The sequence below is a fragment of the Paenibacillus sp. FW126-R14 genome, from assembly GCF_058789495.1.
Window position 1 is genome coordinate 181,388 of sequence record NZ_JBYTBS010000003.1, and the last position, 22,034, is coordinate 203,421.

The 22,034-nt window shown below is 47.2% G+C and carries 20 protein-coding genes; all 20 read right to left on the reverse strand.

Going from position 1 to position 22,034, the window contains the following annotated elements; genetic code table 11:
- Positions 1 to 32: 32 nt before the first annotated feature.
- The gene (gene truB, locus AC3WRW_RS03310; RefSeq protein ID WP_492544949.1) at positions 33 to 947 is read right to left on the reverse strand and encodes a tRNA pseudouridine(55) synthase TruB; all 915 of its coding nucleotides are present in this window, start codon (positions 945 to 947) and stop codon (positions 33 to 35) included.
- On the reverse strand, positions 944 to 1,945 hold the full coding sequence (locus AC3WRW_RS03315) for a DHH family phosphoesterase (protein WP_492544950.1): 1,002 nt from the start codon (positions 1,943 to 1,945) through the stop codon (positions 944 to 946). Before AC3WRW_RS03315 ends, truB begins: the two co-directional genes overlap by 4 nt.
- Positions 1,942 to 2,301 (reverse strand): 30S ribosome-binding factor RbfA, encoded by a 360-nt coding sequence (gene rbfA, locus AC3WRW_RS03320; RefSeq protein ID WP_492544951.1) that lies wholly within the window; start codon positions 2,299 to 2,301, stop codon positions 1,942 to 1,944. Before rbfA ends, AC3WRW_RS03315 begins: the two co-directional genes overlap by 4 nt.
- Positions 2,302 to 2,307: 6 nt before the next feature.
- Complete coding sequence (gene infB, locus AC3WRW_RS03325) at positions 2,308 to 5,220, reverse strand: translation initiation factor IF-2 (protein ID WP_492544952.1); 2,913 nt, start codon at positions 5,218 to 5,220, stop codon at positions 2,308 to 2,310.
- On the reverse strand, positions 5,210 to 5,539 hold the full coding sequence (locus AC3WRW_RS03330; protein WP_492544953.1) for a L7Ae/L30e/S12e/Gadd45 family ribosomal protein: 330 nt from the start codon (positions 5,537 to 5,539) through the stop codon (positions 5,210 to 5,212). The genes infB and AC3WRW_RS03330 overlap by 11 nt, the downstream gene beginning before the upstream one ends.
- Complete coding sequence (gene rnpM / locus AC3WRW_RS03335; RefSeq protein WP_492544954.1) at positions 5,529 to 5,843, reverse strand: RNase P modulator RnpM; 315 nt, start codon at positions 5,841 to 5,843, stop codon at positions 5,529 to 5,531. Before rnpM ends, AC3WRW_RS03330 begins: the two co-directional genes overlap by 11 nt.
- Positions 5,844 to 5,873: 30 nt before the next feature.
- Complete coding sequence (gene nusA, locus AC3WRW_RS03340; protein WP_167056260.1) at positions 5,874 to 6,971, reverse strand: transcription termination factor NusA; 1,098 nt, start codon at positions 6,969 to 6,971, stop codon at positions 5,874 to 5,876.
- A 36-nt stretch (positions 6,972 to 7,007) separates the two neighbouring features.
- Positions 7,008 to 7,472: a ribosome maturation factor RimP gene (gene rimP / locus AC3WRW_RS03345; protein WP_492544955.1), complete on the reverse strand. Its 465-nt coding sequence runs from the start codon at positions 7,470 to 7,472 to the stop codon at positions 7,008 to 7,010.
- Positions 7,473 to 7,690: 218 nt separating this feature from the next.
- Positions 7,691 to 11,998, reverse strand: coding sequence for a PolC-type DNA polymerase III (locus AC3WRW_RS03350; RefSeq protein ID WP_492544956.1), 4,308 nt, complete (start codon positions 11,996 to 11,998; stop codon positions 7,691 to 7,693).
- A gap of 68 nt (positions 11,999 to 12,066) precedes the next feature.
- Positions 12,067 to 13,515: a proline--tRNA ligase gene (gene proS, locus AC3WRW_RS03355; RefSeq protein WP_171685960.1), complete on the reverse strand. Its 1,449-nt coding sequence runs from the start codon at positions 13,513 to 13,515 to the stop codon at positions 12,067 to 12,069.
- Between the two features lie 22 nt (positions 13,516 to 13,537).
- On the reverse strand, positions 13,538 to 14,797 hold the full coding sequence (rseP, locus tag AC3WRW_RS03360; RefSeq protein ID WP_492544957.1) for an RIP metalloprotease RseP: 1,260 nt from the start codon (positions 14,795 to 14,797) through the stop codon (positions 13,538 to 13,540).
- A 172-nt stretch (positions 14,798 to 14,969) separates the two neighbouring features.
- Positions 14,970 to 16,115: a 1-deoxy-D-xylulose-5-phosphate reductoisomerase gene (locus AC3WRW_RS03365; RefSeq protein WP_492544958.1), complete on the reverse strand. Its 1,146-nt coding sequence runs from the start codon at positions 16,113 to 16,115 to the stop codon at positions 14,970 to 14,972.
- A 24-nt stretch (positions 16,116 to 16,139) separates the two neighbouring features.
- The gene (locus AC3WRW_RS03370) at positions 16,140 to 16,934 is read right to left on the reverse strand and encodes a phosphatidate cytidylyltransferase (protein WP_492544959.1); all 795 of its coding nucleotides are present in this window, start codon (positions 16,932 to 16,934) and stop codon (positions 16,140 to 16,142) included.
- Positions 16,935 to 17,014: 80 nt separating this feature from the next.
- Positions 17,015 to 17,731, reverse strand: coding sequence for an undecaprenyl pyrophosphate synthase (uppS, locus tag AC3WRW_RS03375; protein WP_492545024.1), 717 nt, complete (start codon positions 17,729 to 17,731; stop codon positions 17,015 to 17,017).
- A gap of 121 nt (positions 17,732 to 17,852) precedes the next feature.
- Entirely contained in the window at positions 17,853 to 18,407 is a 555-nt protein-coding gene (frr, locus tag AC3WRW_RS03380; protein ID WP_492544960.1) for a ribosome recycling factor, read from the reverse strand.
- A gap of 3 nt (positions 18,408 to 18,410) precedes the next feature.
- Positions 18,411 to 19,136, reverse strand: a complete 726-nt coding sequence (gene pyrH / locus AC3WRW_RS03385) for a UMP kinase (RefSeq protein ID WP_127451020.1) — start codon at positions 19,134 to 19,136, stop codon at positions 18,411 to 18,413.
- A gap of 87 nt (positions 19,137 to 19,223) precedes the next feature.
- Positions 19,224 to 19,874, reverse strand: a complete 651-nt coding sequence (gene tsf, locus AC3WRW_RS03390) for a translation elongation factor Ts (RefSeq protein ID WP_492544961.1) — start codon at positions 19,872 to 19,874, stop codon at positions 19,224 to 19,226.
- A 105-nt stretch (positions 19,875 to 19,979) separates the two neighbouring features.
- Complete coding sequence (gene rpsB, locus AC3WRW_RS03395; protein ID WP_171685965.1) at positions 19,980 to 20,678, reverse strand: 30S ribosomal protein S2; 699 nt, start codon at positions 20,676 to 20,678, stop codon at positions 19,980 to 19,982.
- A 249-nt stretch (positions 20,679 to 20,927) separates the two neighbouring features.
- The gene (locus AC3WRW_RS03400) at positions 20,928 to 21,434 is read right to left on the reverse strand and encodes a hypothetical protein (RefSeq protein WP_492544962.1); all 507 of its coding nucleotides are present in this window, start codon (positions 21,432 to 21,434) and stop codon (positions 20,928 to 20,930) included.
- Entirely contained in the window at positions 21,427 to 22,005 is a 579-nt protein-coding gene (locus tag AC3WRW_RS03405) for a hypothetical protein (RefSeq protein WP_492544963.1), read from the reverse strand. The genes AC3WRW_RS03400 and AC3WRW_RS03405 overlap by 8 nt, the downstream gene beginning before the upstream one ends.
- Positions 22,006 to 22,034 lie beyond the last annotated feature (29 nt).

Below are 22,034 nucleotides of genomic sequence, written 5' to 3' on the forward strand. Positions count from 1 at the left end.
ATCCATTTCAACCTGTCCCTGCATGTAATGGGTTAAAGGAATACTTTTGAAGGAATCAGGATTTGGCTGGCGCTTTTCCATTCAAACAGACCAAGAAACCGTTGATCGGGAGAATATGCGCGGAGCAAGATTTGCGAACCCGCTGCACCCGCTATCCGGCTCGAAGACAGCGATATCCGTTTCCCCTGTTGCGCAAATACAGCTTCTTGCTCGGTAAGATCAACAGAAGGAATATGGGAAATCGCCTGGTCCATAGGAATCATCCGGTCTTGCAATACGCCTAGTGCCTTCATTTCTTTAATCTGCTCAAAGGTCAAACACTGTTCCTGCCGGATACTGCCGGTGGAAGTCCGAATCAAGCTTTTCATAACCGCAGGATATCCTAAAGCTTTGCCAATATCAACGCATAAGGTTCTAATATAGGTGCCTTTGGAGCATAGTGCCCGAAAATGAATTTCCGGATGCTTCTGCTGCAAGTCCATATGAAGAATCTCCAGCTGATGAATGGTCACTTTGCGGGATTTACGCTCCACTTCTTTCCCTTCCCGGGCCAGTTCATAGAGCCGTTTCCCATCGACCTTAACGGCCGAAAACATAGGCGGCGTCTGTTCAATCTCTCCGATAAAGCGGTGCAGCACCTCGCGGACCAGCGCTTCATCCAACCGAACCTCGGAAACTTCCTCCAATACGTTGCCGGTCATGTCCTCCGTGTCCGTTGAAAGTCCGATTGTAAGCTTAGCCTCATACTCCTTAGGAAGCTCCTGAATATATTCGACCATTCGGGTCGCCCGACCGATGCAAAGCGGCAAAACCCCCGTCACTTGCGGATCTAGCGTACCCGTGTGGCCGATTCGTTTGATTCCAAGAATACCTCTGACTTTGGCTACCACATCATGCGAGGTGAAGCCTTCCGGTTTCCAAACAGGCAAAATGCCTTCTAACGTCATATCAGCTTGCTCCCTACTTCCTGAACCATTCTTGCCACTGCTTCTTCAAGCGTTCCTGGGATTGTACAGCCGGATGCACGCACATGACCGCCACCGCCAAGGGATTGAGCGATCGCTGCAACGTCGACAAGACCTGAAGAGCGAAGACTTACTTTAATTATTCCGGGCGCTTTCTCTTTAAAAAGCATGCCTACCTCGACGCCTTCCACATTGCGCGGATAGTTGACGAGTCCATCCAAATCCTCATTAGAAGCCCCCGTAAACTCTAAGTCCTCTAGAGAAACTGCAAGCCACGCAAGTTTGCGCTCATGGGCAAAGGAAAGGGTAGACAGCGCCTTTTGCAGGAGAACGATTTGCGAATACGTCACTCGCTCTAATACTTGTTCAGCAATCTCGGAGCCTTGGACACCCAGATCGAGCAAGTTCGCTCCCATCTGCATAACTTCCGGCGAAGTATTCGAATAGCGAAAGCCGCCTGTATCTGTTAGCAACCCTGTGTAAATACAGTCACCAAATGGCAGATCTAAGTTCATATTCATATGCATGGCTAGATCATACAGAATCTGAACGGTCGCGGCCGCATCATGCTTAATCAAATGACACGTACCAAATCTATCGTTAGTCGGATGATGGTCAATATTGAGCAGCTGGGCTTGTCCATCAAAAAGAGTGCTGACCCTACCTATTCTGGAGAAATCAGCACAATCAACACTTATGATAGTCTGGAACTGCCTGTTCGGCATATCCTTGCCATAATCAAGCACGAGGTCGCTACCCCATAAATAAGAGAATTTAGCAGGCATCGCGCCCTCGTTGATCAGGGTAAAGGTTTTGCCTAGCTGGCTCAGAAGCCACCCCATCGCGTATGTAGAGCTGGCGGCATCCCCATCCGGCTGGATGTGAGATACCACCAAGAAATCATCATGCTGCTCGATAAACTTAGCTGCTGCTTCCAGCTGCTGGCTGTATTCGGTGGCATGGATCATTCTGCTGCTCATACGCTTGGATTTCCTTCCTGATTCAGCTTGTGAAGCAAGTTTTCGATATGACTGCCGTAATCGATAGACGCATCGAACTTGAACTGCAGTTCCGGAATTTTACGCAATCGGATACGTTTGCCTAACTCGGAACGGATGTATCCCGAACCGGCAGAAAGTGCCTTTAGCGTGGCTTCTTTCTGTTCGTCGGTGCCCATGACGCTAAGAAACACGCGTGCTAAGGAAAGATCATTCGTTACATCAACCCCCGTAACGGTTAAGAAACCGATACGCGGATCTTTCAATTCGGATTGTACGATTTGGCTTAATTCTTTCTTAATTTGCTCGCCAACTCGACCTACACGCACTCTAGCCATTTGTTATCACCTCTCAACGGACTCCATGATAAAGGCTTCGATAATGTCGCCCTCTTTAATATCATGATAACGCTCCAGAGATATACCACATTCGTAACCTTGTGCCACTTCTTTTTGATCGTCTTTGAATCGTTTCAAGGAATCAATTTTACCTTCATGGACAACAATGCCGCCGCGGATCAAACGAGTTTGTGCATTACGCGCAATCTTGCCCGAAATAACCATACAACCGGCGATTGTTCCTGAACCCGTAATTTTGAATACGTTACGTACTTCCGCTTGACCGAGAACAACTTCTTTGAAGATAGGATCCAGCATGCCTTTCATCGCTTGCTCGATTTCTTCAATGACGTTGTAGATAATGTTATGCAGACGAATATCAACTTTCTCTTGATCTGCCGTCGTTTTGGCCGCAGGCTCAGGACGAACGTTGAAACCGATAATAATCGCGTTGGATGCGGAAGCAAGAATAATATCAGACTCCGTAATTGCCCCTACGCCGTTATGCAGAATTTTGACGCGAACGCCTTCCACTTCGATCTTCTCGAGCGAGCTTTTCAATGCTTCAACGGAGCCTTGAACGTCGCCTTTGATGATGACATTAAGATCCTTGATTTCGCCGTCTTTAATATGTTTGAAGAGGTCATCCAGCGTCACGCGCGAATTCGCCGTCATCTCGGATTGACGCAGAGCAATGGAACGACGATCTGCGATATCTCTTGCTTTACGCTCATCTTCATACACTAAGAATGGATCTCCGGCTTGAGGTACGTCGGTAAGACCTGTAATCTCGACTGGCGTAGACGGACCTGCTTCTTTCAATCGTTTGCCTTTATCGTTAACCATCGCACGGATACGTCCGAAGTGAACGCCCGCAACGAAGCTGTCTCCTACTTTCAGCGTACCATGTTGAATCAGAACGCGGGCCACAGGGCCTCTTCCTTTATCCAACTCGGCTTCGATAACAGTTCCTCTTGCACGTTTGTTCGGGTTGGCTTTGTACTCTTGAACTTCCGCCACGAGCAAGATCATCTCCAAGAGATTTTCAAGTCCGATACGCTGTTTCGCGGAAATTTCGCAGAAAATCGTATCGCCGCCCCACTCCTCCGGAACCAATTCATAAGCAGTAAGAGCTTGTTTGATTTGGTCTGGATTTGCGCCTTCTTTATCAATTTTGTTCACAGCTACGATAATTGGAACGCCGGCCGCTTTAGCGTGACTAATCGCTTCTACAGTTTGAGGCATTACACCGTCATCTGCAGCAACAACGATAATCGTAATATCCGTAACTTGCGCACCGCGGGCACGCATCGTTGTAAATGCTTCGTGACCCGGAGTATCCAAGAACGTGATCTTTTTATGGTTAACTTCGACTTGATATGCCCCGATGTGCTGCGTGATACCGCCAGCTTCGCCTTCGGTAACGCTTGTTTTACGAATCGCATCGAGAAGCGTTGTTTTACCATGGTCAACGTGACCCATGATCGTAACGACAGGCGGACGTTCAAGCAGATCTGCCTCGTCATCCACTTCTTCAATCGTTTCGAAATTGTCTTCTTCGACTTTGATCTTAATTTCAACTTCAACACCGAATTCAGAAGCAATCAATTGAATCGCGTCCAAATCGAGCTCTTGGTTGATCGTTGCCATTGTTCCTAGGAACAATAATTTTTTGATCACTTCAGAAGCATCTTTGTGGAGCAATTTAGCTGTTTCACCAACCGTCATGCTGCCGCGAACGATGATTTTCTTAGGTGTGTTATCAATTTTTTCTTTCTTAACGGTTTCTTGCTGATATCTGCCGCGGTTGTTACCGCGTTGGTTGCCACGGTTGTTGCCGGATGGCCCGCGGTTTCCGCCGGAGCGGTTATCATCAAAACGTTTTGGCGTTGGCTTGGATTTCTTGGTTGTAATCACGCCTGCCTTCGCTGCTGCATCATCCAATTCAGCTGCTGTTGCGCCGACGTGGAACTGCGGCTTAGCTTCCTGAATCACAGGTCTTCCGCTTTGATTATTGTTGCGGTTGTCAAACGGCTTGTTTTGACGGTTCGGCCCTGAACTGCGGTTCGGACTCGAACCTTGCGGACGGCCGCTATTCGCGCTTTGTCCGCCGCCCATCGAAGCGCCCGCACCTTGACTAGGACGGGATCCCGCATAGTTGCTGTTGCCGCGCGGAGCTCCGCCTTGACCTTGACCGCTCGGACGTTGGCTGTTATAGCCGCCTGTGGAGCCGCCGGGACGTCCGTCGTTGGAACGGAAAGGAGGTCTGTCGCCGGAACGCTGTCCGCCTTGGGAAGAACCTTGACCTTGGTAGCCTTGACCGGCTGGGCGCTGCCCGCCTTGGTTCGACCCTTGGTAACCGGAACGCTGTCCGCCTTGGCTGGAACCTTGACCGCTAGGACGCTGTCCGCCTTGGCCTTGGTAACCTGTGCGACCGCCTTGATGGTTAGGGCGCCCGCCGCCTTGACTGGAGCCTTGACCACTTGGGCGACTATCGCGCTGAGGTTGGGAAGGACGACTTGCGTTATTAGGCGTAGATTGTGTTTGCTGTGGTGCTACTGCACCGTTACTTGTATTGTTGGCTGATTGTTCTGAAGAAGCAACCGGCTTGGAAGCTGCCGTTGCTGCACCTTTATTCTCTTGTGCTGGAGCCTGCGCTGCAGGATTCTGATTCGTCGTTGATGAACTCACATTTCCTCCGTCCGTAGCTGCTCGTTTGGCAGCCGCATTTGCTTTTATATCACGGAAAAATTTTTCGACGGAACTAACCGCGTCATTTTCCATTACACTCATATGATTGTTAACTGGGATATTTAATCGTTTAAGAATCGTAATAATCTCTTTACTGCTCATATTAAGCTGTTTAGCATATTCATATACGCGTGTCTTATCTTTATTATCTTGTTGTTTATTGGTCAATATGTTCCACCTCCGCAGGATTTACTTGACTTTTCTGCAGCATCTGCGCGAAGCCTCCGTCCAATACACCTATGGTGACACGCATCTCTTTTCCAATGCTGCGGCCCAATTCATACTTCGATCCAATTTCCATAAGGGTTACCCCGTAAAATTGGCATTTGTCCTGAAATTTCTTACGTGTATTAGCCGAAGCATCCTCCGCCATAATGACAAGTTTAGCCTCTCCCGAACGAATGGCTTTAAAAACGCCCTCATCTCCGGTAACAAGCTTTCCCGCCCGCATCGCCAATCCCAACTGGTTCAAAAATTTAGGATTCATCCTCTGAATCCTCCTCTTTCGAAGAGAGGAACTCATCCTCAACCCGAATGAAATCTTGCTCCAATTGATCATAAATATCGGCGCCTACGGCATGCTTAAGTGCTCGATCCAAGGCTTTGCTTTTCTTCGCCAATTTAAAACAAGAAACTTTACCACATAAGTAGGCACCGCGCCCGGACTTTTTCCCTTTAAGATCAATGAGAATGTCATCCTCAGGCGTTTTGACGACGCGGATCAACTCCCTCTTCGGCATCATTTCCTGGCAGGCCACGCATTTTCTCAGAGGGACTTTTCTCTGCTTCATTCCGATCACCCCTTGTTTCCAAACAAAAACTTAGTCGATACTGACTGAATCTTGATGCATTTCTTCGGTATAAGTTTTCACTCGGCCAAATTCTTGTTCTGCTTGTGTTTCACTCTTGATGTCAATTTTCCAGCCTGTCAGCTTGGCTGCAAGGCGGGCGTTTTGCCCTTTGATGCCGATAGCCAGAGAAAGCTGATAGTCAGGAACGATGACGCGTGCCATTTTTTCATTTTCATGAATTTGCACCTCAAGCACTTTGGAAGGACTTAACGCATTCGCTACGTACTCTTCCACGCTCTCCATCCAGCGAACGATGTCAATCTTCTCGCCGCGCAGCTCCGTTACGATCGTCTGAACGCGCAAGCCTTTTGGCCCAACGCAGGAACCTACCGGATCCACTTCAGGATTGCGAGAGTGAACCGCGATTTTGGAACGGAAACCGGCTTCGCGGGCTACCGAACGAATCTCGACGACACCGTCAAAAATTTCCGGCACTTCCAGCTCAAACAGACGTTTAAGCAATCCCGGGTGCGTTCTGGATAAAATGATTTGCGGTCCCTTTGTCGTATTCTCCACTTTGGTGATATACGCTTTAATGCGATCGCCTTGTTTGAACTTATCGGTCGGCATGAGTTCTGTTAAAGGCAGCACGGCCTCCACTTTACCCAAATCGACGTAAATGTTGCGTTGATCTTGACGTTGGAGAATACCCGTAACAATATCTTCCTCTTTGTCAATAAATGCATTGTAAATTAAGCCCCGCTCCGCTTCGCGAATGCGCTGCGTCACGACTTGTTTCGCTGTTTGCGCAGCGATACGTCCAAAATCGCGAGGTGTTACTTCAATTTCAACAATATCGTCCAGTTGATAATTCGGGTTGATTTCACGCGAGGCGTGAACCGAAATTTCCAATCTTGGATCAAGTACTTCCTCAGTTACGGTTTTACGGGCAAACACCTTGATGAGGCCAGTATGACGATTGATATCTACGCGCACATTTTGCGCGGTGTTGAAATTACGTTTATAGCTTGAAATCATCGCTGCTTCAATTGCATCGATAAGTAACTCTTTAGAGATACCCTTCTCACGTTCAATTTCCGACAGCGCTTCGATGAAATCCGTGTTCATTTGAACTGAGTCCCCCCTTTCAATAAGTAACGGTCACTAAAATACGATAGCCAGACGAGCGCTTGCTACCTTCGTGAACGGAATCGTAACCTTTTTCTTGCCGATTTCAATAACGAGATCTTGTTCGTCAAAGGATAAGAGTAATCCTTCAAACTCCTTGGAGCCCTCGATCTGCTCATAGGTCGTAACAAATACGTGACTGTTCACAGCCTTGTAATAATCTTGGGTCTTCTTCAGCGGACGCTCTGCGCCTGGCGAAGAAACTTCCAAGAAATATGCATCAGAGATCGGATCTTTCTCATCCAATTGAACACTTAGGTATTCACTGATACGGCCGCAATCATCTATATCAATTCCGCCTTCTTTGTCAGCGTAGACACGAAGGAACCAATTGCTGCCCTCTTTGACATATTCAATATCCACGAGTTCAAATCCATTTTGTTCAATGTAATCCTTCAGCATGTCCTCAATGACGGATTTGATGTGTGCTTGTGTAACCACAGATAAATGTACCTCCTAAATTGACTTTCCCTCAGCCATAAACCGAAAAGTCCTATATCAAAATGTAAAGAGTGGGTTTCCCCACTCTTTAATCACAAGATGATATCCTCATTATTGCCAATAAAAATTATACCATAACCAATCTTTGCATTACAATAGCAAACTTGTTAATGATTTTCACTTGACAGCTCTAATTTTTCTAAGACAAGCCCTGCCATCTAGAAGAGCGACAACTGATTCGATTCCGGCATCCCGCGGAAACATCCCATTGAGCTTAGAAGCTCAATTACGGTTTTGGAAGCCTTGGAACGATTCTGGAAATCCTCGATCGAGAGGAAGTCGCCTTCGTCCTTGGCAGCCGCAATATTTTTGGCTGCGTTCTCGCCAATACCTGACATGGCGGCAAATGGAGGAATCAGTGATGTGCCATCGATCGTAAAGCGCGTCGCATGCGAACGGTAAATATCAATCGGCTTGAAGCTGAAGCCGCGCGACGTCATTTCCAGCGACATCTCCAGAATGGAAACCATCGCCTTCTCTTTCGGCAGCGCTTGGAAGCCCTTTTCTTCGATTTCGATCAATCGCTTCAAGATCGCGTCATAACCTTGGCACAGCAGTTCAAGATCAAAATCGGCCGCACGAACACTAAAGTATGTCGCGTAGTAGGCAATCGGATGATAGACCTTAAAGTACGCTGTACGAACAGCGGAGATGACATATGCAGCAGCATGCGCTTTTGGAAACATGTATTCAATCCGTTCGCAAGATTCAATGTACCAGGCCGGCACGTTGCATCGTTTCATCTCTTCTTTCCATTCATCCGTGAGACCTTTCCCTTTACGCACACTCTCAGTAATTTTAAACGCAAGTCCCGCATCCATGCCCGCTTTATAAATTAAGAATAGCATAATATCGTCCCGACAGCCGATAACGGTCTTAATGTTGCAAATGCCTTTCTTAATCAGTTCCTGGGCGTTGCCTAACCAAACACCCGTTCCGTGAGACAGACCGGAAATTTGCAATAAGTCGGCGAACGAGCTCGGCTGCGTTTCCTGAAGCATCTGACGAACGAATTTCGTCCCCATCTCCGGAACCCCATACGTGGCTACCGGCGAACGGATCTGATCGGGGGTTACCCCAAGCGCTTCCGTAGAGTTGAAAATGCTCATGGCTTTAGGATCGTTCATCGGAAGGGTCGTCGGGTCGATCCCTGTCAAATCCTGCAGCATCCGCATCATCGTCGGATCGTCGTGCCCGAGAATATCCAACTTGAGCAAGTTGGCATCGAAGGCGTGATAATCAAAATGCGTTGTTTTCCATTCTGAGTTTTTATCATCTGCCGGATATTGGACCGGCGTAATGTCATCGACTTCCATGTAATCCGGTACGACGACGATTCCCCCCGGATGCTGGCCCGTGCTTCGCTTAACCCCTGTGCAGCCTGCGGCCAATCGATTGAGCTCTGCTCCCCGCCATTTCTGGCCTATCTCTTCTTCATATTTCTTGACGAAGCCGAAGGCCGTCTTCTCTGCGACTGTGCCGATGGTACCCGCACGGAATACGCATTTCTCACCGAAGATTTCCTTCGTATAGTTATGGGCTACAGGTTGGTATTCCCCGGAGAAGTTCAAATCAATATCGGGAACCTTGTCCCCTTTAAAGCCAAGGAATGTTTCGAACGGGATGTCATGACCGTCGCCTTTGAGAGATCCGCCGCAGTTCGGGCAGTCTTTATTCGGAAGATCGAATCCGCTCGGAACGCTTCCGTCCAGAAACCATTCGCTATGCTGGCAGGATGCGCAAATATAATGCGGAGGAAGCGGATTAACCTCGGAAATTCCCAGCATCATCGCAACAACGGAAGATCCGACAGATCCCCTTGAACCTACGAGATAGCCGTCTTTGTTTGACTTTTTAACGAGACGCTCGGAGATCAGGTAGTTCGCAGAGAACCCGAATTTAATAATCGGGACGAGCTCTTTCTCCAACCGGGCAACGATAACCTCCGGAAGTTCGTCGCCGTAGATGCCTTTCGCCGTAGCGTAACAGGTGCTGCGAATTTCTTCGTCTGCCCCTTCAATAATCGGCGTGAACAGTTTATCCGGGAAGAGCTCAATCGATTCGAACCTGTCGGCCAGCTCATTCGTGCTGCGAACGACAACTTCCAACGCTTTCTCTTCGCCCAGAAATTTAAACTCTTCCAGCATCTCTTTGGTCGTGCGGAAATGGGCGTCCGGCTTTTTCATTGATTTCAGCGGACTAAAGCCGGTTATCCCGTTAATGGTGATGTCCCGGCACACTTTCTCTCTTGGGTGAAGGTAATGAACGTTTCCTGTGGCAATGACCGGCTTGCCTGTCTTATAGCCGATTTCACAAACGCGGCGTACGGCATTTTCAAGATCTTCAACGCTGCCCACGAGCCCTTTTTCTACTAGGTGCATGTTATAGCTGACCGGTTGAATTTCGAGGATGTCATAAAACTCTGAAACCTGCTCGGCTTCTTCAATCGATTTATTGAGAACCGCTTCGAAAAACTCCCCTTTTTCACAGCCGGAGGTAATCAGCAGCCCTTCTCTTAATTCGACTAACACACTCTTCGGAATCGTGGCGCCCTTCTGCAAGTAAGTGGTATGGGATAAGGAAATAAGTTTAAATAAGTTCTTTTTGCCAACCGCGTTAAGCGCATAGATACAGCAGTGGAACGGACGTTGATTCGACAGATCTTTACCGACGAAGTCATTCAGCTTGGCGAGACTCGTAATTTGTCGATCGTTAGCCTCGTTAATGAGGTGATACAGCACAAAACCTAACGCAATGGAATCGTCAATCGCACGGTGATGATTATCCAAGCTCACTTTGAATTTATCCGATAACGTGTTCAAGCGATGATTTTTCATGGATGGGAACAAAAATCTGGCAAGCTCCAACGTATCCAGCACGGAATTCGCAACCTCAGGCAGCCCCATGCGTTTCAAATTGGCTTGTAGAAATCCCATATCGAAGCGCGCATTATGAGCGACAAGAACAGAATCGCCAATGAAGTCAACAAACTTCGGAAGCTCTTCTTCAATGTCAGGCGCATCAACGACCATCTCATCCGTAATATTCGTCAACTGCTGAATGTTATATGGAATTTTCTCATGCGGGTTGATGAACGTTGCAAAACGGCCGATTTCTTTGCCATCCTGCATCTTAACGCCGGCAAGCTCGATAATCCGGTTATTCGTGACGGATAAACCGGTCGTCTCCACGTCGAAAATCACATATGTCGCTTGCTTCAAGTCCATATCCTTGGCATTCATGACGATAGGCACAGAGTCATTCACGACGTTGGCTTCTACGCCATAAATCACTTTGATCCCGTGTTTCTTGGCTGCTTTCCCGGCATCCGGAAAACATTGAATGTTGCTGTGGTCCGTGACCGCAATCGCTTTGTGCCCCCACTTTGCCGCCATTTTCACATAGTGATCGATAGGCGTTAAAGCGTCCATCGTGCTCATCGTCGTATGCAAATGGAATTCAACGCGCTTCTCCGCCGCATCATCCATCCGATCCTTAGGAGCCATCACTTCGGTCAAGTCATTAGGAATCATGACGAGCTCAGGAATCTGCATGAACCGGTCATACTCAACCTTCCCTCTGGCCCTGATCCAAGTTCCGTTCTGAAGCAAGCTTAGAATCTTAACGTCATCTTTGGTTTTAGCAAAAACTTTCATCGCCATCGAATCCGTAAAATCCGTCAAGTTGAAAGTAAACAGCGTATTTCCGTTTCTTAATTCCTTGACTTCCAGACCGAATACAGTACCTTGAACCGTGATTTTCTTCTCTTCTTCTTGAATATCCTTCAGCGGCGTCGGCACTTCCTTGATGTCATACCCCATGACAAGCTTCAAATCGTCCGGTAAAGAAGATTCTTCTTCCTCCACGTCGATCGACATCATGATTTCTTGCGTAATCGTCTTCTCGCTCTGCTCCCGCTGCTTGGCGAACTTTTCGTATTCGGTTTCAACTGCAGCGGAATCGCTTATCGCATATTTGACCGTTAACTCCGTTTGGAAATAGTTATGAAAAAAGTCCCGAATAAACGTGTCGATATTTTTTTTCTTGGCGAGCTCCAGTCCGATCGCATCCAGCATGATGAGGGAAAGGGAATGGCCTTGCACATCATACTTGGCTTTGGCCATCCAGCCGTTGATGGAGGGCACTTCGCGCTGCAGCCATTCCATGAAAAGGCTCCAGTATTCGTCCACCAAAGCAGACGGCTCCGCTCCTTCAAATTTCCAGATAAACCGAATCTTCGCGATTTGCGCGAATTTCTCTTGAATCATTTTACAAAAAGAGCGGTAAATGTTCTGAGGCACCAATTCATTTTTCACCAAATAAAAAGTCCAGTCGCGATTCTTCCGACTTATTTCTACTTGATCGATATAGCCTTCTGTAAAAAATGATGACACGACATCGGCTGGAATCTCCGCTTGCTGCATCAGAAGCTCAAAGCGATTCCGTTTATCAGCCAAATTACTCATGAACAGCCTCCCCATAAAAATACGAAGGGCAATGGAATACTTGCCTCCATTTGCCCTTATGATTGTAATTAATAGCTGCGTCCGAAAACGACCGTATGCTTAGCCGCATCGCCGCAAACCAAACATGTTGATTTCGTTTCTGTCGGTGTGAAAGGAATATTCCGGCTTGTCGCACCTGTTTCTTGCTTCACTTGTTCTTCACAAGCATTGGAACCGCACCATCCGGCTAACGCAAAACCTCGTTTAGTCTCCAGGAAAGTTTTGAATTCATCGATGGTATCGACCGCAATATAATGCTCATCTCGGAACTGCTTTGCTTTATCATACATCTGCTGATGAATCTCAGCAAGTAAATTCTGCACTTCTTCGACAAAATTCGATTGCTGCACGGTTTTCTTTTCGCCGGTTACACGGGATACCAGCACAACTTGTCCATTTTCCATATCGCGAGGCCCTAATTCAACCCGTATCGGCACGCCGCGCATTTCGTATTCATTAAATTTCCAGCCTGGGCTTTGGTCCGCACGATCGTCCACTTTCACGCGGACACCGGCTTTCTTAAGCTCAGCGTACAGCTCGTCCACTTTGGCAATCACTTGATCGCGCGTTTTGGGAGGACCGATCGGAATCATAATCACTTGTGTCGGCGCCACTTTCGGCGGCAGCACCAAACCGCGGTCATCGCCATGAACCATGATGAGCGCCCCGATCAAACGAGTGCTTACGCCCCATGAGGTGGTGTGCGCAAATTGATGCTGATTCTCGCGATCCAAGAATTTGATATCGAAAGCAACGGCAAAATTCGTCCCCAAGTAGTGAGAAGTACCCGCTTGCACGGCTTTACCATCCTTCATCATTGCCTCAATGGAGAAAGTATCGATTGCGCCTGCAAATTTCTCGGAAGGCGTCTTTTGGCCGACGATAACCGGAATCGCCAAGAAATCTTCCGCAAATTGACGGTACACGTCTAGCATTTGCATCGTTTCGCGGCGTGCGTCCGCTTCATCCTCATGAGCCGTATGACCTTCCTGCCATAGGAATTCCGTCGTGCGAAGGAATGGCAGCGTGCGCTTCTCCCAACGAACCACGTTCGCCCATTGGTTGATGAGCAGCGGCAAATCCCGGTAAGAGTTAATCCACTCGGAGTACATATGCCCGATCATCGTTTCGGAGGTTGGACGAATCGCCAATCGTTCTTCCAGCTTTTCCCCGCCTGCTTCTGTAACCCAAGGCAATTCCGGATTAAAGCCCTCTACGTGCTCCTTTTCCTTCTGGAAAAAGCTTTCTGGGATAAATAGAGGGAAATAAGCATTGCGGTGGCCGGTTTCCTTGAATTTGCTGTCCAGCTCGCGTTGAATGTTTTCCCAAATTTCATAGCCGTCCGGCTTGAACACGATACAGCCGCGAACCGGCGAATAGCTCATGAGATCCGCTTTCTTGATCACATCTATGTACCAACGGGAGAAATCTTCTCCCTGTGGCGTTATCTCTTTAACAAACTGTTTATCGTTTGACATAAACCCTCCTAGATCATGAGAACTATCCCTTTATTAATCGCAAAATATCATTATACGTTACTGCCACCATAAGCAGCATGAGCAGTGCAAACCCGACGAAATGAACCATGCTCTCACGGTTCGGGTCGATCGGTTTGCCGCGAAGCGCCTCCAGCCCCATGAACAGAAGCCTGCTGCCATCCAGCGCCGGAATCGGCAGGAGGTTAAATATCCCGAGGTATAAGCTTAACGTGGCTGTCCAAGAGAGAAAAACGGTGATTCCCATTTGGGCAAATTGAGCAGATACTTGGGCTGTTCTTACCGGCCCGCCTAAATCATCGAGTTTGAATTGCAGCGTGACGAGCTGCTTGAGCCCTGTTACAATCATCGTCGTTGTTCCAACCACTTGTTGGTAGGTACCTTTGATGACTTCATTAAAGGTAGCACTGCGACGGTCCCCTGAAATAACAACGCCCAGCTTGCCGGAGCCGCCTTCCATCTCCGGTGTTACTTGTAGCGTCAGTGGATTTCCTGCGCGATCGATCACCCACGTCATCGGTTTGCCGGCGGATGATTGAATGGTGTTCACCAGCTTCTCACGATCATCGCCGATCGGCTGATTATCGATGGAGATGATGATATCGCCTTTATGCAGACCCGCCTTCTCTCCAGCCTTGCCCGCAATGACGGAATCCAGCTTAACATTCGTGAAGACGCCGGATATAATCACTACGATCAGGAACAGCACGATCGCTAAAAGGAAGTTCATGACCGGCCCCATCACAATAGCAAGAGCGCGTTGTCCGACCGTTTTGGAACCGAATTGCCGGTCATACGGCGCTATCTGTGTTTCAGTCCCTTTGGTGACCATGATCGCCTCGCGGTCAATCGGATAGGTCACTCTCTCTCCGTCCACATCAAGAGATATTTGAAGTATTTTTTCTAAGTCGATTTGTTCCACGACGCCCAGAATCACATTGGAGCGGCGGTCTAATTGATCGAGAAACAGAGAAGTGACTTCATTATTTTTATTTAATTTAACGGCCACGGTTTGTCCGGGATTCACCTGAACAATTTCCGGATCTTCGCCTGCCATCCGAACAAAACCGCCGATAGGCAGCAAACGAAGCGTATAGCGAGTTTCCCCTTTTTTATATGAGAAAATCTTGGGTCCAAAACCGATGGCAAACTCTCTAACTAAGATGCCTGCGCGTTTTGCAAAGTAAAAATGACCCCATTCATGGATCGTGACAAGAACGAAAAACAACAAAATAACCTTCAATCCAACTTCTATGGCTGACAAGTCGTATTTCCTCCTTCATGGACAGCATGTTCTTAGATTACCATTATTGAACCGCTGAATACAAGCTGTGCCCGTTTAGCACAGTATACGAGCCGGGGGATTGAATTAGACGTACCTGTAACCAGAGAAAAAAAGAGCTGAGCCACTCTCGCTGACTTTAGCTCCCAACACGTTAAAATCGAATAGACGCCGCAAAAGACCTGGCCCACGAATCCTGCTCATGAATGACATCCAGCTCAGGGTTCGAGATTGACTCATGCTTCTGTAAAACAGCTTCGATCACTTGCTCAATTTGTAGAAACGTAATCTCGCCTTTGAGGAAACGGGCCACTGCGATTTCATTCGCAGCATTATACACCGTCGGTGTTGTTCCGCCTTGTCGGCCGCTCTCAAACGCCATTCGCAGACACGGATACCGGTCATAATCCATCTCACGGAAATGCAGCTTGCCGATAGAAGCCAAATCAAGCCGTTTCGTCGGTGTTGCGTACCGGTCAGGATACGTCAAGGCATACTGGATAGGCACGCGCATGTCCGGGTTGCCCAGCTGAGCGATAATGCTGTTGTCCACAAATTCAACGTAAGAATGAATAACGCTTTCCGGATGAATCAGGACATCAATTTGATCATAAGAAAGATTGAACAGCCAGTGGGCCTCGATCACCTCAAGTCCCTTATTCACCATCGTCGCTGAATCGATTGTAATTTTAGCGCCCATCGACCAATTCGGATGCTGCAAGGCTTGTTCAACCGTAACGCCCTCCAACTCCTCACGCGACCGGTCACGGAAGGAACCGCCGGAAGCCGTCAGCGTTATTTTCGAAACTTGCGAAGCGTTCTCACCGTTCAGACATTGAAAAATCGCCGAATGCTCGCTGTCAATCGGAAGTAACGCCACGCCCTTCCTGCGGGTTGCGGCCGTTACGATATGTCCCGCACTGACCAGCGTTTCTTTATTGGCAAGTCCGATCTGTTTGCCGGCTTCAATTGCCGCAAGCGTGGGCTTTAGCCCCTGACTGCCTACTAATGCCGTAACAACTAAATCAGCGTCAGTTGCAGCGGCAACCTCAACAAGTCCTTCTTGGCCATATAGAACCTTCGTAGTTGACGACACGTTCTTCTTAACCTCGTCTGCCAGCTCCTTCGTAGCAACAGATACGAGTTTCGGGTTGAACTGCTTCGTTTGCTCGATTAATAACTTTGTATTATAACCGCCGGATAAAGCTTCGACTTGAAATTTCTCCGGGGCATGTTGAACGATATCTAAGGTTTGTGTACCGATAGACCCTGTTGACCCTAATATGGCAATTCGTTTCATCCTTTTCCACCTCGCCTGCGACAATTACATTGGAACAATTCCGATTAAATAAATGAATGGAAACACGATGAGCCAGCTGTCCATCCGATCCAGCACACCGCCGTGACCAGGCAGCAATGTCCCTGTATCTTTAATGCCTTTGACACGTTTGTAAGCAGACTGAATTAAATCGCCAACTTGTCCGACAACAGCAATCATGAAGCCGAGCGCCAATGCTTTGCCCATTCCAAGTAAATCCGGGGCGAACCAAGCGAATACGAGCGCTGCGATCATAGAAATGATAACGCCGCCAATTGCCCCTTCAATTGATTTCTTAGGACTAATTTGCGGCCATAGCGGGTGTTTGCCTAGCTTGGAACCGACGAAGTAAGCACCTGAATCCGAAGCCCATATACAAACAAAGACGAGGATTGTCCAGAACAAGCCGTGCTCTGCTAAACGCGCAGCAATCATATAATAGAAGCCAAATGCAATATATACGACGCCTAACATAATGACCGATACTTGATCGATCGTAATTTTATTTTTGGAAGCTACCGTTATGAATAGAAGTAAGAACATAACCAACCAAATCATCGCACTTGTAGAAATAGGCGCGGTTATCCCGACGAATTCCCATGGTATTGTCATATACAATAGTGCAATTAATCCAACGAAGCTTGTTAATTTATATTTCGCGTAGCCGTTCATTTGCAGATACTCCCGGTATCCCAGAATCGAGAGCAATACGATTAGACCTGCGTACCAATAACCGCCCAATACTAATAACGAAATAAAAACAAGCCCAGCAACGACCCCTGTGACGATCCTTTGTTTCAAGTTGAATCCTCCTAGATGTACAACTTCAAATCCGGCAGCAATGCGTTTGACATCGCCGTCCGGGAGAATAGAAGGATCGCTTACAGCCCTCCGTATCTTCTCCCGCGGCGTTGGTATTCAGCGATGGCCTGCATAAATAAGGATTCCGTGAATTCCGGCCAATAAGCCTCAGTAAACCATAGCTCTGAGTAAGCCAATTGCCAAAGCAGAAAATTGCTAAGTCTCAACTCACCGCTCGTACGAATTAACAAATCAGGATCCGGCAAATCTGAAGTAAGCATATACGATGAAAAGCGCGCTTCATCCAACTCATCCGCCTGCAGCTTTCCGCTTTGTACATCCCGCATCATATCCTGCACACCGGCGATTATTTCCTTGCGTCCACCATAATTTAAGGCAAAGTTCAGAATGAGTCCTGTATTATTTTTCGTCCGTTCGATGGCTCCCTCAATCGCATTCAACGTATAGTCAGGCAGGCCTTCTTTCCACCCCGTCATTTGGATGCGGACATTATTCTCGATCAGCTCTTCGATTTCCAAAGGGAAAAACTCTTGTGGAAGCTTCATCAAAAATTCGACTTCTTCCTTCGGTCTTTTCCAATTTTCAGTAGAAAAAGCGTACATCGTCAATACTTTGACACCGATCTCATTGGCTGCCATCGTAATTTTCTTTACGTTCTTCATGCCGGAATGATGTCCCGCTACACGAGGCAAACCTCTTTGTTTCGCCCAACGGCCATTCCCATCCATAATGATAGCGACATGCGCAGGCACTTTGTCTCTTTCAATTTCTGGCATGACGCCAGAAGCCGGCTGATCCTTTATTCCAAACCATTGCTTTAATCGCTTGAGCACTGTTGTTCCTCCCAACTAGGGAAAGATGAAAAACCCCCAGCGACTACCCGGGGGCATATCTATCTTATACTTCCATGATTTCTTTTTCTTTAGCAGCCAAAACTTTCTCAACTTCAGCTACGAATTTATCCGTAAACTTCTGGATATCCTCCTGATGCTTACGGGACTCATCTTCAGAGATCCCGGCTTTTTCAAGCTTTTTGATCTCATCATTGGCATCGCGGCGAATGTTGCGGATAGCCACTTTGGCTTCTTCGCCGAATTTCTTCGTCATTTTGACGAGATCCGTACGGCGCTCTTCCGTAAGAGCCGGGATGACAATACGAATAACGGAACCATCATTGGATGGCGTCAGGCCTAAATCAGATTTCATAATCGCTTTCTCGATTGAAGACATGGAGCTTTTGTCCCATGGTTGAATAAGCAAAGTACGTGAATCAGGTGTCGTTAAATTCGCCAGTTGATTCACCGGTGTCATTGCTCCATAATATTCCACTTGAATACGATCCAATAAAGAAGGTGTTGCACGACCTGCGCGAAGCGAAGTCAAGTCTCTTTTCAGTGCGCCGATGGCTTTATCCATCCGGTCTTCTGCGTTCTTTTTCACTGCCTGTGGCATCGATTAGACACTCCCTTTAACTGTAGTCCCTATTTTCTCGCCAAGGACCACTCGTTTAATATTCCCTTTTTCTGTAATGTTGAACACCACCAACGGGATGTTGTTATCCATACATAGGGAAGATGCGGTGGAGTCCATGACACCTAGATTGTTGCTAATGACTTCCATATAGGTCAACGTTTCGAACTTCTTAGCTGTCGGATCTTTGAATGGATCTGCGGAGTAAACGCCGTCCACTTTATTTTTGGCCATGAGAATAACTTCCGCTTCAATTTCAGCCGCTCTTAAAGCCGCTGTCGTATCCGTGGAGAAGTACGGATTCCCTGTGCCTGCCGCAAAAATAACGACTCTCGCCTTTTCCAAATGACGAATCGCTTTTCTGCGAATATAAGGTTCGGCTACTTGCTGCATCGTAATGGAGGACTGTACTCTTGTAGGCACATCGATATTTTCCAATGCATCCTGCAGAGCTAATGAATTCATAACAGTCGCAAGCATTCCCATGTAGTCCGCTGTCGCGCGATCCATGCCTTTCTCACTGCCGGCAATTCCGCGCCAGATGTTACCGCCACCTACAACGATAGCGACTTCCACGTTTAATTCTACAACGTCTTTCACTTGTTGGGCAATGGAGGTAATGACTTCCGAATCAATGCCATACCCTTGCTGTCCTGCCAGAGCTTCCCCGCTCAACTTGAGCACTATTCTTTTGTAAAAAGGTTGACCCAACTTGTATAACCTCCGTTTCCATGCATGAACAAACTTCTTGGCTAAAAAAGAAGGAACACCAAGTGTTCCATCTTTTTGAAATAGCTATTATAGTTTAACTTGCGACATAACTTCTTCTGCAAAGTTCTCTTGTTTTTTCTCAAGGCCTTCACCAAGAGCAAAACGTACGAAACGACGGATGGAGATGTTCTCGCCGATTGTAGCGATTTTCTCGTTCAACAGTTGCTCGATTGTTTTGTCCGGATCTTTAACGAAGGATTGTTCCATCAAGCAGAACTCTTCGTAGTATTTGCCGATGCGGCCTTCAACCATTTTATCAACGATTTTCTCAGGCTTGCCTTCGTTCAAAGCTTGGTTGCGAAGAATTTCTTTCTCTTTGTCCAAAGCTTCTGTCGGAACTTCTTCACGACGCACGTAAGTCGGGCTTGCTGCCGCGATGTGCATAGCGATGTCTCTGCAGAAAGATTTGAATTGATCTGTTTTACCAACGAAGTCAGTTTCGCAGTTGATTTCTACAAGTACGCCAACTTTACCGCCAGCGTGGATGTAAGATTCAACGGCACCCTCTGTAGCGATACGTCCAGCTTTGTTCGCTGCAGCAGAAAGACCTTTCTCGCGAAGCAGTTCTGCTGCTTTCGTCAAATCACCATTTGCTTCTTCAAGCGCTTTTTTGCAATCCAACATTCCCGCGCCTGTTTTTTCACGTAATTCTTTCACTTGTGCTGCTGTAACTGCCATTGAAAGAAACCTCCCGTTAGTGGTTTAATATGTAATGCACTTTTTAAAAAAAGGGTGGTGACAGGCTGTTACACCTTCCAACCACCCTTTTCACATTCCTATAAATTAAGCTGTTGTTTGTTCGCCTTGGTGTGCTTCGATAACTGCATCAGCGATTTTCGCTGTAAGCAATTTAACCGCACGAATCGCATCATCGTTACCTGGGATCACGTAGTCGATCTCGTCTGGATCACAGTTCGTATCAACGATACCAACGATTGGGATACCCAATTTACGAGCTTCTGCAACAGCAATACGCTCTTTACGTGGATCGATAATGAATAGTGCGCTAGGCAGAGATTTCATGTTTTTGATTCCGCCCAAGAATTTCTCAAGACGCTCTTTCTCTTTACGGAGAATGATAACTTCTTTCTTAGGAAGAACTTCGAATGTACCGTCCTCTTCCCATCTTTCAAGAGTTTTCAAACGGTCAATACGTTTTTGAATCGTTTGGAAGTTAGTAAGCGTTCCACCCAACCAACGTTGGTTGATGAAGAACATTCCGCAACGCTCTGCTTCTTCAGCAACGGAATCTTGCGCTTGTTTCTTAGTTCCAACGAAAAGGATTGTGCCATTATCTTCAGATACGGATTTAACAAAGTTGTATGCTTCTTCAACTTTCTTAACCGTTTTTTGTAGGTCGATAATGTAAATTCCGTTTCTTTCTGTAAAAATGTACTTGTCCATTTTCGGATTCCAACGACGTGTTTGGTGACCGAAATGTACGCCAGCTTCTAAAAGCTGTTTCATGGAGATAACTGCCATCCCCAATCCCTCCTCTAAAATGGTTTATTTGGTATCCGCCGCCTGTCGCATCTTTGCATAAAACTTACCGAAGTAAGCACCATTATGCAAATTGACTGGCGTGAGTTTTTAACACCGTGAATAAATATACCACAACTCAAATGCCTATGCAACCTTTTGTCGAGATCGACATTAAGCCCTATAACGGGGCGTCTGGAAGCGAAAAAATAAAAAATAGACCTTTGGGAAAAGATCCATTTGTGCGCTTTTTTATTGAGCTGTAATTAAATTGGTTACGACTTGTTGCATATCTACTTGGCCTTCAAAAACATGAAAGCCAACCTGCAGCTTGGTGTTGCCGCCTTGCTTTTGAAGCTCTGTTGCGAACGCCTTACGGTCGGTGATTAGGCCGGATTTCACAAGCAGCTCGGCGACAGCGGTTGCGTCAAGATTGGGCTGCACATAAATAACCGTTCTATTTACGGTTTCAACTTTAGGCGGTTCTTGCGCCTTGGCTGCGGCCAGCTTATCCGTTTCTTCTTTCACCTTTTTTTGAACGGCGGCATCCAAATCTGCCTGCGTATACATCTTCGCATTTTTATCGAAAACTTGATAATACTTGGCGGCTTCCTCTTTCAGTTTGGTCGGATCCATTTCTTCGAGAGCTAAGCTCGCTGGACCGGGTGCGCTTGTCCTGACGGACATGAGTTGAAGCAGCAGAGCCCCGGCAATGATGCCAGTTCCGATTCCTAACATATACGAACGATTTTTAAACACGGGTCCGCTCCTCCTGTTGGGAAAGCTGGAGGATCAAACTGACCTCACCTTTATTCATCCCTAGTTTCTTAGCGATCGCCTCAACGCCTTTGCCTTGATCATGCAAAGAAAAAAGCTCGGCATATCTGCTTTTCATACTCAATCCCGTATACAGCTGCTCTTTGGCGGCGATTGGCTCGACAGCTGCAGCAGGGTCCAAGGAAGGGGATGCAGCCGCGGAAGCTTGGTGACCAAACGCTTGATTAATAGAAGCAATAGAAGCAGCATTCACTTGTTCATTAACATGCACTTTCGTTAACTCTTGTGAAAGCTCCTGCTTTTGCTTCTCCAAAGTTTCCAGCCTGTTTGCCAGTTTGGCAAGCTCAACTTCGTAATCTTGTTTCGTCTTCGAAAACAAGTTCAGCAGCGATTGATTCTGCTCATCCATTTCCGCTGCAAAGTGCTCTATCGTTTCCTCAATCTCCTGAACGACATTCATCTTCCCGGAGGCTGCTTCTTGTTCCTTCGGCAGAAAACGCGCGTAGACAATCAAGACTAAGCCTAAAAGTACGACATACATCCACGGCTGCATGGCCACCTGTGTTCACCTTTTTCTATTAA

Bases quoted from the DNA above. Each gene is read 5' to 3' on its own strand.
- AC3WRW_RS03350 (WP_492544956.1), bottom strand. From the start codon at position 11,998: ATGAGTAATTTGGCTGATAAACGGAATCGCTTTGAGCTTCTGATGCAG.
- frr (WP_492544960.1), bottom strand. From the start codon at position 18,407: ATGCCACAGGCAGTGAAAAAGAACGCAGAAGACCGGATGGATAAAGCC.
- AC3WRW_RS03315 (WP_492544950.1), bottom strand. From the start codon at position 1,945: ATGAGCAGCAGAATGATCCATGCCACCGAATACAGCCAGCAGCTGGAA.
- truB (WP_492544949.1), bottom strand. From the start codon at position 947: ATGACGTTAGAAGGCATTTTGCCTGTTTGGAAACCGGAAGGCTTCACC.
- AC3WRW_RS03365 (WP_492544958.1), bottom strand. From the start codon at position 16,115: ATGAAACGAATTGCCATATTAGGGTCAACAGGGTCTATCGGTACACAA.
- rpsB (WP_171685965.1), bottom strand. From the start codon at position 20,678: ATGGCAGTTATCTCCATGAAACAGCTTTTAGAAGCTGGCGTACATTTC.
- AC3WRW_RS03405 (WP_492544963.1), bottom strand. From the start codon at position 22,005: ATGCAGCCGTGGATGTATGTCGTACTTTTAGGCTTAGTCTTGATTGTC.
- tsf (WP_492544961.1), bottom strand. From the start codon at position 19,874: ATGGCAGTTACAGCAGCACAAGTGAAAGAATTACGTGAAAAAACAGGC.
- proS (WP_171685960.1), bottom strand. From the start codon at position 13,515: ATGTCAAACGATAAACAGTTTGTTAAAGAGATAACGCCACAGGGAGAA.
- AC3WRW_RS03330 (WP_492544953.1), bottom strand. From the start codon at position 5,539: ATGAATCCTAAATTTTTGAACCAGTTGGGATTGGCGATGCGGGCGGGA.
- rnpM (WP_492544954.1), bottom strand. From the start codon at position 5,843: ATGAAGCAGAGAAAAGTCCCTCTGAGAAAATGCGTGGCCTGCCAGGAA.
- rbfA (WP_492544951.1), bottom strand. From the start codon at position 2,301: ATGGCTAGAGTGCGTGTAGGTCGAGTTGGCGAGCAAATTAAGAAAGAA.
- uppS (WP_492545024.1), bottom strand. From the start codon at position 17,731: ATGCCAGAAATTGAAAGAGACAAAGTGCCTGCGCATGTCGCTATCATT.
- nusA (WP_167056260.1), bottom strand. From the start codon at position 6,971: ATGAACACGGATTTCATCGAAGCGCTGTCGGAAATTGAACGTGAGAAG.